Below are 12,522 nucleotides of genomic sequence, written 5' to 3' on the forward strand. Positions count from 1 at the left end.
GTTCACTCCACACATACCGTTCGACCGTGACCATCCCGCCGTCGGCAATTCGGGTGACTGCCCGTGTTTGAGCTTTCGCTCATTCCGCCAGAACTGGGGACGCTCGGCCTCGAAATCATCCAGAAGTACGGGATGGTCGCGCTGTTCGTCCTGTTCATCCTCGAAGGCGCGATGTTGCTGTTTATCGCGCCGAGCGAGAGCCTCGTCCCCGTCGCCATCGCCTCGATGTCCACGACCGAGGAGTACGCACTCGTCATCGTTCTCTCGGTGGCTGGAGCGACCATCGGACAGTACGCCTTGTTCACGCTCGCAAAGCGTCGCGGAAAGGAGTATCTCGTCGAAAACCGGTGGTTCCGGGTCGACGAAGCGCGCATCGACACGTACGAAAACTGGTTCGGGCGCTGGGGCCCGGGCATCGTCCTGCTCAGCAACACGCTCCCGTTCGTGCGCGGCCTGTTCACCGTCCCCGCGGGTGTCGCGGAACTGAGCGACCGAGAGTTCGTGGCCTATTCGGCGCTCGGAACGCTGTGTTTCGAGACCATCCTCGCGTTCGCCACCCTCGGCGTACTCAGCCACTTCGGCTAATCTGGCTCCATCGCATCCATGCTGGACCACACGCTCTATCTCGTCTTCGCCATCGCGACTCACGGACTCGTCGGCTACGTGCTGGTTCGCACCCTGACCACCGCCCCGCCCGCAGCGGGTTTTCTGTTCGCTGTCGCTCCTGACGTGGACCTATTTTTTCACCACCTCTGGACGTTTCCGCTCGTCCATCGTGGCCTCCTCCACACTCCTGTATTCCTCGGAATACTGGCCGTCTCGTTCCTGCTGGTCGGCGCGTCCAGACGGCTGCTCTTCGCACTCTGTGTCGCCTTCGGGTCCCATCTCGTCATCGACTCGTTCACCAATGCGGGCATCCTGTGGCTGTACCCATTGACCGTCGAACACTACGCCTACGACGTCGATATTCACAGCGTTGCTGGCAACCTCGCCGTCTGGACCGTCTCGCTCGTCGTCCTGGTACTGGATGGTCACGTCCTCTCACGTCGAAGCTAATTCTCGCCGTAAACCCGGTTCAAACTGCCGAAACCTCGCTCGCTCACACTGCGGAGACGTGCCGGTTCGAATCGATAATGGTCGTTCGAAAAAAATTAATCGAAACCTTAGTAAATATTCATACAGTCGGCCCATACACCTACCTATGTCAACGGAACACGGGGGCCAGTCGACTTCGGGGCCGAACCGCCGGTTCGTCTTCGTGGCTGCTGGACTCGCGGCACTCAACGGACTACTGTTCGGCTTCGACACAGGGGTCATCTCGGGGGCGTTCCTCTACATCAAAGACGCGTTCGTCATGTCCTCGTTCGTAGAGAGCGTGGTCGTGAGCGGCGCACTCGTCGGCGCGGTCATCGGTGCGGCCGTCGGTGGTCGCCTCGCAGACCGCATCGGTCGCCGGTTGCTCATCATCGTCGGGGCGGTGGTGTTCTTCCTCGGGTCGTTCATCATGGCCGTCGCGCCGACCGTCGAAATCCTCATCGCCGGGCGCATCATCGACGGCATCGCGATTGGCTTCGCGTCGATGGTCGGCCCGCTCTACATCGCCGAAATCTCCCCGCCGAAGATTCGCGGGTCGCTCGTCTCGCTCAACCAACTCGCCATCACGACCGGGATTCTCGTCTCGTACTTCGTGAACTACGCCTTCACCGACGGCCCGATTCTCGCGCTCGCCCAGGACGTCCTCGGTGCGGCGGGCTGGCGCTGGATGCTCGGGGCCGGGATGGTCCCCGCTGTGGTCCTCGGCGTCGCCATGATGTGGATGCCGGAGAGTCCGCGGTGGCTCGTAGAGGAGGGCCGCGAACGCGAAGCGAAATCCGTCCTTGCGCGGACCCGCGGCGACGAAAACGTCGAGGCGGAACTCGAACAGATTCAGGAGACGGCGCGAAAACAGGCCAGCACCGGCCTCTCGGACCTCGTGGAGCCGTGGATTCGCCCGGCGCTCGTCGTCGGCATCGGTCTCGCCGCTTTCCAGCAGGTGACCGGCATCAACACGGTCATCTACTACGCGCCGACCATCCTCGAATCGACCGGCTTCGACAGTTCCGCGTCCATCCTCGCGACGGTCGGCATCGGCGTCGTGAACGTCGTGATGACCATCGTGGCGGTCCTGCTGATGGACCGCGCGGGTCGTCGGCCGCTCCTCCTCGTGGGCCTCGGCGGGATGACGCTCACGCTCGCCGGCCTCGGCCTCGCCTTCTTCTTGCCGGGGCTGTCCGGCGTCATCGGCTGGGTCGCCGTCGCCAGCCTGATGCTGTACGTAGCCTTCTTCGCCATCGGTCTCGGGCCGGTGTTCTGGCTGCTCATCTCCGAAATATACCCGCTTCGCGTGCGCGGGACGGCGATGGGCGTCGTCACCGTGGTCAACTGGGCGGCGAACCTGCTCGTCGCGCTCACGTTCCTCCAGCTCATCGACGTCGCCGGTCGTCCCGGCACGTTCTGGCTGTACGCCGCACTGAGCATCGCCGCCCTCGTGTTCACCTACTATCTCGTTCCCGAGACGAAGGGGCGTTCGCTCGAAGAAATCGAGGCCGATCTTCGCGGAAACGCCTTCGGTGACGCCTCCACGGGCGGCGCGGCGAGCGGGTCCGCGTCGCGAGACGACTGATTCACAGCTGAGTGGTTTTTGAATCAGTTTCCACACTGAGAGACTGGTTTCTCATCCCCCCTCGAATTTTCCACAATCGGGTGAAATCCCCGGAAGAAACAGGGATATTGGAAAATAAATCTGATTGTGGAAATCTAGTACGTCATCTGAGACGTTGACTATACGTTACTGATGGCGCGAATATCGCTACCTGAGGCTGTCAGAAGGCCGAATTTGAATACTGGGGATATTCAAGTAGTGCTGCTGGTCGGGCTACACCGTGGTTCTCAGACTCCACAATCGGTTGCAGTCTGTCGATTCCAGATTTTCATCTCAGAATGAGTGGATATGGCGGTCCGTTTTCACTCTATTCCCAATTTCCAATTTGCCAAAATTGTGGTGATAGAGGTGTTCTACGTAGGAAAGTCACTTCTTAAAATGTGCCCTCTCGTCCACTTTGGCGGAGTTCCACACTCAGATTAAATCTGGCCTTACAGCCTCCCTTGCGGGGACTGAAGCCGATTGTGGAGATTTCACATTTGCACCCTATCTCGCAGCTTGGTTAGCGGACCATCCACGTTCTGACAACCCTGAAGCCTACGTGTTCGTTGGCGACCCAGACCACTTCCAGACGAGTCTTGACGAACCCTTGTGTCAAGGAACGATACGTCGCATGCTCCAAACAACTGCTGAGCATGCAGACGTAGAAAAGCCGGTGAATCCACACAACTTCCGTCACTACTGGACGACGATAATGAAACAGGAATACGGACTCAATGACGAGGAACTCAAATTCCTCCTCGAGCATCAACGGTCGGGAAATGGAATGAACGAGGTCTACAATCACTCCGTGGATTCAAAGCTGCGAAGGAATATCGCCGAAAAACGCGACGGAACTATTTCATCGCAGCCAAAGCCCTTGACTCCAGCCCACTGTGCTGAATGCAATGAACAACTAGCCGACCACTGGGTTTTCTGTCCCTACTGTGGGACAGCATACGGTCCATAATCGTCGATTGGAGTAGCTCACCTCCTGTGCGGGTGGAAAGAGTGTTGTAGATCGCGCGTACACACTCATAGCAATGAGTAACTCGGATGGACCAAGCCAGGTGGGGACTCCGAACTACCACCACGAGAACCACACTGCCGCTCAAACATGTGGTTGGACCGCGAACGCCCTGCGTGGCGAGGGTCGCTGTTATAAGCAAATATTTTATGGAATCGAGTCACACCGCTGCATTCAGATGACGCCAGTGGTCAAATGCAACGAGCGCTGTGTCTTCTGCTGGCGCGACCACCGCGGGCACGCCTACGAACTGGACGACGTCCAGTGGGACGACCCGGCGGCCGTCGTGGAGGCGAGCATCAAGCTCCAGCGAAAACTCCTTTCGGGATTCGGCGGCAACGACAACGTCCCCCGCGAACTGTTCGACCAGGCGATGGAACCGCGCCACGTCGCCATCTCGCTGGACGGCGAACCGTCCCTCTACCCGTATCTCCCCGAACTCATCGACGAGTTTCACGCCCACGACATCACGACGTTCCTCGTCTCCAATGGGACCCGTCCCGGCGTCATCGAACGTTGTGACCCGACGCAACTCTACATCAGCGTGGACGCCGCAGACCGCAAGACGTTCGACCACACGGTTCGCTCCGTCGAGGAGGACTCGTGGGACCGCCTCATCGACACGATGGACGTACTCGCGGAGAAGAAAGACACCCGCACCGTCCTCCGGACAACGCTCGTCAAGGGCGTGAACATGGCAAATCCCGACTGGTACGCTGCCCTTTTCGACCGCGCGGACCCGGATTTTGTCGAACTCAAGGCGTACATGCACGTCGGCCACTCGCGGGGCCGACTGAACCGCGACTCGATGCCGAGCCACGAGGAGGTCGTCGAGTTCACAGAACAGGTTCAGGCGTTCATGCCCGAACACACCGAGTTGAAAGACGTCCCTGCTTCCCGCGTCACGCTGCTCGCGAAAGACAGCGATACGTGGGTGCCGAAACTGAAGAAGGACAGCGACTTCTGGGCGCGTGACCCGATTACGGGGCAGTCCTGACCCTCCTCTGACCCCTCTGTCACCCGTACAGTTTTACCATGGTATTCCTAATAGGAATTGTATGCCTAATGGGAATACATCTACTGAAATCGCTCTCACGTATCCGTTTCCAGCGGAGCGGGTATTCCGCTATCAGGCGATGCAGGAGGTACTCTCAGTCCTCATCGAACAACCGTACGACGAGTTCACGATATCTGAACTCGCGACGCTCATCGAGGGAAATCAGGCAACAGTCTCCAAAGCGGTCAAATTACTCGCCGCGGTCGGGGTCGTCGAAACACACAGAGAGGGTCGAAAGCAGTACGTGAGCATCAATCGAGCGCGGCTCACCAAACCTGACCCGTTCCTGTCGATTCCACAGGTGGAATTTCAGAAACCAGTTCGGGCGTTCGTCAATCGGATTCGGGAGGAAGTCGATGAACTGGTGGGGGTAGTGCTCTTCGGGAGTGTCGCTCGTGGTGAGGCCGATAGAGTCAGCGACATAGACCTCCTCATCATCGTGGCGGGAGATAAAACGGCGGGGCGACGAGCTGCTCAATCGATTATTCGTGATCTTCAACAGACGAAATTCGACGGAAATCGGTATTCGTTCCAGCCCCTCGTCGAATCAACAGCCAGTGCTCGGAGAATTGGTGAGCGGTTGCGCCCACAGTTTCGCGACGGAATCACGCTTGTCGATTCTGATGCACTTGCTGCGCTTCGTCTCGAGGTGCTCTCAGATGGTGAATGACGACATTCGAGAGAGACTCGTGGCTGCCGAACGTCGATTCGAGGAGTCACCGGTAACTATCGAACACGGTCTCAACGTTTCTGACCCCGAGTTAGTGCAACTTCGAAGAGCTTGTCGATTGCTCGCGGCTGGATTGCAACTTCTCGATCGTGGCTACTACACCGTGGTTATCGAGTCGTCGTTCGTCGCAATCGAGCGAACGATACAGTTTCGGTTAATTCACGATGGGGCGATGGCGCCAGAAGAAATGATTAGCAACCATCGTCGGCTATACCAACGCGGGGCGGAAATCGGCCTCTACGATGAACCGTTCTCCGAGAAGCTCGCTGACTTGTGGACGCAAAATCGTACAAAAACGTACTACCGGCTCGGAATCGCCACGAAAGAGCAGGCAGCGGCGATGCAACAACTCGCTATCGACTTTCACCAACACTACGTCTCGACCAGTCAGTGTAAACACGAATGTCTCTGTTAGTCGCGACCCGATTACGGGGCAGCCCTGACCCCCTGACCAATTTCGCTGCGACCGGAGCGTATAGATAGCTCCCCGTCGTCCGTTCAGGTAGTTCAACTCCTTCCAACGGGCTTTGCGTTCCATTTTTGGAATGCTTCTCACTTCCGTTACGCTTATCCTTCGTGCGATAGAATCCTCAGGTATGACTGGAATCGCGCGGCTCGAAATCGGGCACGACGCCCTCGCGACGCTCAAACTCCTCGCCCTCGACGGCGCGTTAGAGGGCGACGTCAAGGCGTCGTGTGCCAACCTCGCGGCCCGACTCGACGCCTCGAACCAGACCGCCTCCCGTCGCCTCCAGCGATTAGACGAGGCGGACTTCATCGAACGCGAAATCGTGAGCGACGGCCAGTGGATTTCTATCACCGACGAGGGCGAACGCGCCCTACGCCGCGAGTTCGCAGACTACCGGCGCATCTTCGAGCGCGACACGCGAATCGACCTCTCGGGGACCGTCACCGGCGGGATGGGCGAGGGTCGCCACTACATCTCCCTGCCCGGCTACCACGAGCAGTTCGTCGAGCGCCTCGGCTACGAACCGTTCCCGGGGACGCTCAACGTGAATCTCACCGCAGAGAGCGTCCGCGCTCGCTCCGGCCTGCACGCGCTCGACCCCATCCCAATCGACGGCTGGGAGGACGACGAGCGCACCTACGGCCCAGCGGTGTGCTACCCCGCGAAAGTCGAGACGGCAGACGGGAAGACGTACGAACCCGCCCACGTCGTGGCGCCAGAGCGCACCCACCACGACGAAGACCAGCTCGAACTCATCGCGTCGGTGAAGCTCCGTGACGAACTCGACCTCGCTGATGGCGACCACGTCACGGTCCACGTCGTGGAGGTGAACTAATGGCTCAGACCGCCACGGAACTGGCTCGCGTCATCGCGGCGTTCAAAGCCGGCGGCCCGGTGCTCGTCCACGACGCCGCAGACCGCGAGGGTGAGACTGACCTCATCTACCCCGCGACGAGCGTCACGCCGAGTGACGTCGCCCGAATGCGAAACGACGCTGGCGGCCTCGTCTGCGTCGCCCTCTCGGATGCGGTTGCAAGCGAATTCGACCTCCCGTTCATCCAGGACGTCCTCGACCACCCCGCGGCCGAGGCCCACGACCTGCGCTACGACGAGCGGTCGTCGTTCTCGCTCACGGTGAACCACCGCGACACCTTCACGGGCATCACCGACGAGGACCGGGCGGTCACGATTTCGGAACTCGGACGCGCTGCCGCGGATGCTGCGGCCGTCGATTTCGCCGCCGAGTTCCGCGCTCCCGGCCACGTCCACCTGCTTCGGGCGGCCCCCGGCCTGCTCGCGGAGCGAAAGGGCCACACCGAACTCGGCATCGCGCTGGCCGAGGCGGCGGGTGTCGAACCCGCCGTGGTCGTCTGTGAGATGCTGGACGACGAGACGGGCAAGGCACTTTCGCCCGCCGATGCGCGGGCCTACGCAGAGCGCCAGGGCTTCCCGTACATCGAGGGGTCGCGGCTGGTCGCAGAACTTTCCTGACGGCGGGCAATTTTTCGACGTACTGTCACCCTGCTCTGCGTCCGAGAAACGATGATGATGGTTTCTGAGTCTTTATTGCGGTGGCGTCCATTTCTCGGGGTATGAGTGGCTTTGCAGACATGGACGTTGACACTATCTGGATGAACGGCGAGTTCGTCGACTGGGACGACGCGAAGATTCACGTGATGTCCCACGGACTCCACTACGGGACGGGCGTGTTCGAGGGCGTTCGCTCCTACGACACCGAACGCGGCCCCGCAATCTTCCGCTGGGAGGAGCACTTAGAGCGCCTCTACAACTCGACGAAGCCGTACAACATGGAAATCGACCACTCGCCCGAGGAACTCACCGAAGCGACGATCGAACTCCTCAAGCGCCAGAACCTCAAATCGTGTTACATCCGGCCCATCGCCTTCTACGGCTACCACGCCCTCGGCGTGAGCCCCGGCGACTGCCCGACCGACGTGGCCATCGGCGCGTGGCCGTGGGGCACCTACCTCGGCGACGACGCGCTCGAAAACGGCGTGGACGTCATGGTCTCCTCGTGGCGCAAGCACTCCTCCAGCCAGATTCCGACCAACGCGAAAACCACGGGCCTCTACGTCAACAGCCTCCTTGCCGGTGAAGAGGCCCGCCGCAATGGCTACGCAGAAGCCATCGTCCTCAACAAGGAGGGCAACGTCGCAGAGGGTCCCGGCGAGAACATCTTCCTCGTCCGCGACGGCGAAATCTTCACGCCCGGCCTCGCAGAGAGCATCCTTGACGGCATCACCCGCAACACGGTCATCACGCTCGCTCGCGAACAGGGCTACACCGTCCACGACAACGCGACCATTTCGCGGGGCGAACTGAACACCGCAGACGAACTGTTCTTCACCGGCAGCGCCGCCGAAGTCACCCCGATTCGCAAGGTGGACAACGTCGTCATCGGCAACGGGTCGCGCGGCCCGGTCACCGAGGACCTCCAGAGCGCCTTCTTCGACCTCGTCGAACGGCGCACCGATTCACACGACGACTGGTTCCTCTACGTCGACGAGCAGTAGTTCGCCCCCACATTCTTTTGCCGTCGCCACCGATTGACCACCATGCATGAGGCCGCCGCCCGCGAGTTCTACGCCGCCATCGACGAGGGGGACTACGACCGCCTCGCCACCCTGCTCACGCCCGCGTTCGTCCACGAACGCCCGGACCGAACGCTCTCGGGACGCGATACCTTCGTCTCCTTCATGCGCGACGACCGCCCGCTCACCGAGACGAGCCACGAGATTTCGGCGGTGTACGCGGGCGAGTCCGAGGTGGCCGTCCGTGGCACCCTCCGAAGTGCGACTGGGGAGTCGTTGTTGAAGTTCGTTGACGTCCACGAACTGTCAGACGACCGTATCGAGCGAATTACGACCTACACCACGCAGACAGCGGCACAACTGACGGAGTCGTAGCGTCCACAAAAATCCACTTCGGTAGCACAGTGATGCGAATTACGACGACGATCCGTTGGTCGAATCCACCACGAACTGGCTGACGGCGTCGAGCACGTCCGCCTGCGAGGCCGCGGCGTCGAAGGCGTCCGGAAACGGCGATTCGCCGTTCAGCGCGTTGAACATGGCGGCGTGACGCGCCTCCACGCTGTGAATCGAGAGCGCCGCGCCGAGCAGATCGGGGCTCTGGACGAACGGAGCGGCCCCTCTGTAGGCCGCGACGCCGGTGTTTTCGAGCACCTGCGCGAGCGCGAAGAAGTCGGCGACGGTTTCGACGCCGAAGTCGTAGGTTCCTTCCGAGGCCGGCGTTCCACCGAGCAGTTCGACGGCCTGCGTCAACACGTCGACGTGGGTCGCTTCGTGGTCCGCGACTTCGCCGATGAAGCCGTACACCATCGCGAGGTCCTCGTCGCTCGCGTCCGCGAGCACGTCTGCGTCTGCTAAGTCCGCCGCCGTGAACTGCTCCAGTGCTTCGCGGTAGAACACATTCTCTACGTGTTCGAGCGAGAGGGCGTAGTTGAGCACGTCTACGTCGGTGCCGAGAACGTCGTCGAACAGCTGGGTCGGCGTCGTCTCGTCGTCTTCCTGTGCGAGGGCGAAGCCGGTGGCGCCACCGAGGGCCAGCAACGTGCCCCCAATCAGCGCCGACCGGCTCATAAAGCGTCGGCGTGAGCTGTTTGACTGGTCCAGTTGTTCCTGTACAGAGCGGGCGATTTGCTCTGCAATCTCTTGTGTGGTGGTGTCCGATTCGGGCATGATTGATGTCGGGTACGTTTCGACACTGAGTCACACGCGCAGATACTGGATTGTTATCCGCCGAATCTGCCAATTTAACTGTCAGCTACATCTGATGGTGCGAAAATCCCCTCTCTCGGCGAATACTGACTTCGTGCCATCGCAGACTGAGTTACTCGCGCGTACGTCTGGAATCGCGGAACGTAAATTCGGCAGCTGACTCCCGTCACCCGAATTAGAACATATCGCTCGCGTAGTTTGCGAACAGTCCGACCACCACGAACGCGAGTGCAAGGAAGAGTGTCAGGCGTCCCAACAGCACGAATTCGCCGGTCTCGTAGCTGACGTAGCTCACGAGCCCCAGGAGGGAGAAGAGGCCGAGGCTCAGAAACTTCAGTTCGAGGAGGTCACCGACGAGTGTCATCGTCGACACTCACGGACCGACCAGCAAAGAAGTCAGGGGGCGTTACTCGCGCTTGCCCGCGCCGAGTGCCGACTCACCGACCGGTTCGTGGCCCTCGATTTGCTCCTGGCCGCCCATGTACGGACGGAGGGCTTCGGGGACGGTGACGGTGCCGTCTGGGTTCTGGTAGTATTCGAGGATGGCGACCAGTACGCGCGGGAGGGCGAGGCCGGAGGCGTTCAGCGTGTGGAGGTATTCAGCAGAGCCGTGGCGCTCTGGCCGGTAGCGCAGGCCGGCGCGGCGGGCCTGGAAGTCCTCGAAGTTGGAGGCCGATGAGACTTCGAGCCAGCGGCCACCTTCGTCGGGGCCGGCTTCCATGTCGTCGCCGGGGGCCCAGACTTCGATGTCGTAGGTCTTCGCGGAGGCGAAGGTGAGGTCGCCGGTACACAGCGAGAGGATACGGTAGGGCAGTTCGAGGCGCTTTAGCACCTCTTCAGCCTCGTCGAGCAGGCTTTCTAAGCGGTCGTAGCTCTCTTCGGGCCGGACGAAGTTCACGAGTTCGACCTTGTTGAACTGGTGGACGCGGACGATGCCGCGGGTTTCCGTGCCGTGTTCGCCCGCCTCACGCCGGAAGTTCGGCGTAACGGCCTGATGCTTGAGCGGGAGGTCCTCGTCTAAGAGAATCTCGTCGCGGTACATGTTCGTGACTGGCACCTCTGCGGTTGGACAGAGCCAGAGGTCTTCGCTTTCGAGTTTGTACATGTCCTCCTCGAACTTCGGGAGCTGGGACGTGCCGACCATTGCGTCCGTGTTGACCGGAATCGGTGGCTGGACGTCGACGTAGCCCTGCTCGCGGTGGATGTCGAGCATGAACTGGATGAGGGCGTGTTCTAAGCGTGCGCCGTCGCCTTTGAGGAAGAAAAAGCCGGAGCCAGCGACCTTCGCGCCGCGGGCCTCGTCGATGATTTCTAACTCCTCGCCGAGTTCGTAGTGTGGCTTCACCGAGGCGGGCAGGATGCGCCGGTCGTCGAAGCCCCAGCGGCGCTCTTCGACGTTGTCGGATTCGTCTGCGCCGACGGGGACGCTCTCGTGGGGGACGTTCGGGAACTCGAGCAGTTCCTGTTCGAGCTGGGCTTCGAGTTCGTCGGCCTTCGACTCGATGCTCTCTAACTGCTCTTTGAGCTGGCTGGAGCGGTCGATGCACTCCTGGGCGGCCTTCTCTTGGCCCTCGCGTTTGAGCTGCCCAATCTGGCTGGACACCTCGTTGCGTTCGTGTCGCAGGTCGTCGCCGCGGCTCTTCAGGTCACGCCACTGCTCGTCTATGTCGAGCACGTAGTCGAGGTCCACGTCCCCGGCCATGCCACGGGCCTCCAGGGCGGTTTCGACCTCCTTTGCGTGCTCGCGAAGGTATCGCCTCCCAAGCATTCTTGCGCGAGGCTTCACGACGCCGGGGCAAAACCGTGTCGCTTGTCGCCCCGAGAGCTTTTTCCTACCCAGCGCGTGGGTGGCGTATGGGAATCGGAGACGTTTACGAAGTCACGACCGGTGACTGTTCTGACCTCTACTACGTCGATACTGGAATGTACGACGTTCCACAGTACGGCGCTGTGTACATCTTAGACGCAGACCGTCCGGCAATCGTCGATACCGGCATCGGGACGCGCTACGAGAACATCCTCGACGCACTGGACGAGTTGGACATCGCCCGCGAAGACGTCGAATACATCCTGCCGACGCACATCCACTTGGACCACGCCGGGGGTGCGGGCTATCTGGCCGAGGAACTGCCGAACGCTACCGTCGGCGTCCACGAAATCGGCGCACCACACCTCGTGGACCCGACCCGTCTCGTCGAGGGAACCAAACAGGCCGTCGGCGACGCCTGGGAGTTCTACGCAGAGCCGAAGCCCGTCCCCGAAGACCGCATTCGCGAACTGACAGATAGCGACGTGATTGACCTCGGGAACCACACGATCGGCGTCCACCACGCGCCTGGTCACGCACCCCACCAGGTAATCTTCCACGACCCGCGCAACGACGCCGTGTTCACGGCGGACGCCGCAGGCATCTACCACCAGGACGCAGACCGCGTGCTCATCACGTCGCCACCGCCGAACTTCGACTTAGAGCAGTGTATCGCCGACGTGAAACTCATCGACGCGCTCCAGCCCTCGACGCTGCTCTACGCCCACTACGGGCCAGCGGAGGCTGACACCCGCCTCGAAGACTACGCAAAACTGCTCAACGAGTGGGTCGAACAAATCGCCCTCGCGAAGGACGAACTCGGCGACGACGAGGCGGTCATCGCCCACTTCCTCGACGCGACCGACTTGGACGAACTCTGGGGCGAGCGCAAGGCGAGAGACGAGGTTTCGATGAACGTAAACGGCGTGTTGCTGGCCCTCTCGCGGCGAGAATCGGCAAAATAAGCGCGAAAGTTTTCTTCGGTGCGCGC

The 12,522-nt window shown here is 61.0% G+C and carries 15 protein-coding genes; 12 read left to right on the top strand and 3 right to left on the bottom strand.

From position 1 onward, the window contains the following. Positions 1-63 precede the first annotated feature (63 nt). From P1M51_RS00525 to P1M51_RS00575, 11 genes are all read left to right on the top strand, one after another. Positions 64-585: a DedA family protein gene (locus P1M51_RS00525; RefSeq protein ID WP_276246232.1), complete on the top strand. Its 522-nt coding sequence runs from the start codon at positions 64-66 to the stop codon at positions 583-585. An 18-nt stretch (positions 586-603) separates the two neighbouring features. Then, entirely contained in the window at positions 604-1,056 is a 453-nt protein-coding gene (locus P1M51_RS00530; RefSeq protein WP_276246233.1) for a metal-dependent hydrolase, read from the top strand. Between the two features lie 145 nt (positions 1,057-1,201). Then, the gene (locus P1M51_RS00535; protein WP_276246234.1) at positions 1,202-2,662 is read left to right on the top strand and encodes a sugar porter family MFS transporter; all 1,461 of its coding nucleotides are present in this window, start codon (positions 1,202-1,204) and stop codon (positions 2,660-2,662) included. 436 nt (positions 2,663-3,098) lie between these two features. Beyond that, complete coding sequence (locus P1M51_RS00540) at positions 3,099-3,650, top strand: site-specific integrase (protein ID WP_276274736.1); 552 nt, start codon at positions 3,099-3,101, stop codon at positions 3,648-3,650. A 73-nt stretch (positions 3,651-3,723) separates the two neighbouring features. Then, the gene (twy1, locus tag P1M51_RS00545) at positions 3,724-4,704 is read left to right on the top strand and encodes a 4-demethylwyosine synthase TYW1 (RefSeq protein ID WP_276274737.1); all 981 of its coding nucleotides are present in this window, start codon (positions 3,724-3,726) and stop codon (positions 4,702-4,704) included. Positions 4,705-4,765: 61 nt separating this feature from the next. Further along, positions 4,766-5,434 (top strand): nucleotidyltransferase domain-containing protein, encoded by a 669-nt coding sequence (locus P1M51_RS00550; RefSeq protein WP_276274738.1) that lies wholly within the window; start codon positions 4,766-4,768, stop codon positions 5,432-5,434. After that, positions 5,424-5,909 (top strand): hypothetical protein, encoded by a 486-nt coding sequence (locus tag P1M51_RS00555; protein WP_276274739.1) that lies wholly within the window; start codon positions 5,424-5,426, stop codon positions 5,907-5,909. The genes P1M51_RS00550 and P1M51_RS00555 overlap by 11 nt, the downstream gene beginning before the upstream one ends. A 181-nt stretch (positions 5,910-6,090) precedes the next feature. After that, positions 6,091-6,798 (top strand): CTP-dependent riboflavin kinase, encoded by a 708-nt coding sequence (locus P1M51_RS00560; RefSeq protein ID WP_276246239.1) that lies wholly within the window; start codon positions 6,091-6,093, stop codon positions 6,796-6,798. Continuing rightward, entirely contained in the window at positions 6,798-7,454 is a 657-nt protein-coding gene (gene ribB, locus P1M51_RS00565) for a 3,4-dihydroxy-2-butanone-4-phosphate synthase (RefSeq protein ID WP_276246240.1), read from the top strand. The genes P1M51_RS00560 and ribB overlap by 1 nt, the downstream gene beginning before the upstream one ends. A 101-nt stretch (positions 7,455-7,555) precedes the next feature. Continuing rightward, a complete protein-coding gene (locus P1M51_RS00570; protein WP_276246241.1) occupies positions 7,556-8,497 on the top strand; it encodes a branched-chain amino acid transaminase in 942 nt (313 codons plus the stop codon). Positions 8,498-8,539: 42 nt separating this feature from the next. Next, positions 8,540-8,890 carry a nuclear transport factor 2 family protein gene (locus P1M51_RS00575; protein WP_276246242.1) on the top strand — a complete coding sequence of 117 codons (351 nt, stop codon included), beginning with the start codon at positions 8,540-8,542 and terminating at the stop codon, positions 8,888-8,890. Positions 8,891-8,929: 39 nt separating this feature from the next. On the opposite strand, the gene P1M51_RS00580 is transcribed toward P1M51_RS00575, so the two are convergent. The 3 genes from P1M51_RS00580 to serS form a co-directional block, all read right to left on the bottom strand. Then, positions 8,930-9,685, bottom strand: a complete 756-nt coding sequence (locus P1M51_RS00580) for a ferritin-like domain-containing protein (protein WP_276246243.1) — start codon at positions 9,683-9,685, stop codon at positions 8,930-8,932. Positions 9,686-9,899: 214 nt separating this feature from the next. After that, positions 9,900-10,088: a hypothetical protein gene (locus P1M51_RS00585; protein ID WP_276246244.1), complete on the bottom strand. Its 189-nt coding sequence runs from the start codon at positions 10,086-10,088 to the stop codon at positions 9,900-9,902. A 42-nt stretch (positions 10,089-10,130) separates the two neighbouring features. After that, complete coding sequence (gene serS, locus P1M51_RS00590; RefSeq protein ID WP_276246245.1) at positions 10,131-11,492, bottom strand: serine--tRNA ligase; 1,362 nt, start codon at positions 11,490-11,492, stop codon at positions 10,131-10,133. 86 nt (positions 11,493-11,578) lie between these two features. On the opposite strand from serS, the gene P1M51_RS00595 reads away from it, so the two are divergent. Continuing rightward, positions 11,579-12,496 carry an MBL fold metallo-hydrolase gene (locus P1M51_RS00595; RefSeq protein WP_276274740.1) on the top strand — a complete coding sequence of 306 codons (918 nt, stop codon included), beginning with the start codon at positions 11,579-11,581 and terminating at the stop codon, positions 12,494-12,496. The last annotated feature ends 26 nt before the right edge of the window (positions 12,497-12,522 follow it).

Origin of the sequence: Haladaptatus sp. QDMS2 (genome assembly GCF_029338295.1) — an archaeon.
Classification (GTDB): domain Archaea; phylum Halobacteriota; class Halobacteria; order Halobacteriales; family Halococcaceae; genus QDMS2.

Excerpts from the sequence above, each read along its gene's own strand:
- P1M51_RS00530 (WP_276246233.1), top strand. The coding sequence starts at position 604 with ATGCTGGACCACACGCTCTATCTCGTCTTCGCCATCGCGACTCACGGA.
- P1M51_RS00535 (WP_276246234.1), top strand. The coding sequence starts at position 1,202 with ATGTCAACGGAACACGGGGGCCAGTCGACTTCGGGGCCGAACCGCCGG.
- twy1 (WP_276274737.1), top strand. The coding sequence starts at position 3,724 with ATGAGTAACTCGGATGGACCAAGCCAGGTGGGGACTCCGAACTACCAC.
- P1M51_RS00550 (WP_276274738.1), top strand. The coding sequence starts at position 4,766 with ATGCCTAATGGGAATACATCTACTGAAATCGCTCTCACGTATCCGTTT.
- P1M51_RS00555 (WP_276274739.1), top strand. The coding sequence starts at position 5,424 with ATGGTGAATGACGACATTCGAGAGAGACTCGTGGCTGCCGAACGTCGA.
- P1M51_RS00560 (WP_276246239.1), top strand. The coding sequence starts at position 6,091 with ATGACTGGAATCGCGCGGCTCGAAATCGGGCACGACGCCCTCGCGACG.
- ribB (WP_276246240.1), top strand. The coding sequence starts at position 6,798 with ATGGCTCAGACCGCCACGGAACTGGCTCGCGTCATCGCGGCGTTCAAA.
- P1M51_RS00570 (WP_276246241.1), top strand. The coding sequence starts at position 7,556 with ATGAGTGGCTTTGCAGACATGGACGTTGACACTATCTGGATGAACGGC.
- P1M51_RS00575 (WP_276246242.1), top strand. The coding sequence starts at position 8,540 with ATGCATGAGGCCGCCGCCCGCGAGTTCTACGCCGCCATCGACGAGGGG.
- P1M51_RS00580 (WP_276246243.1), bottom strand. The coding sequence starts at position 9,685 with ATGCCCGAATCGGACACCACCACACAAGAGATTGCAGAGCAAATCGCC.
- P1M51_RS00585 (WP_276246244.1), bottom strand. The coding sequence starts at position 10,088 with ATGACACTCGTCGGTGACCTCCTCGAACTGAAGTTTCTGAGCCTCGGC.
- serS (WP_276246245.1), bottom strand. The coding sequence starts at position 11,492 with ATGCTTGGGAGGCGATACCTTCGCGAGCACGCAAAGGAGGTCGAAACC.
- P1M51_RS00595 (WP_276274740.1), top strand. The coding sequence starts at position 11,579 with ATGGGAATCGGAGACGTTTACGAAGTCACGACCGGTGACTGTTCTGAC.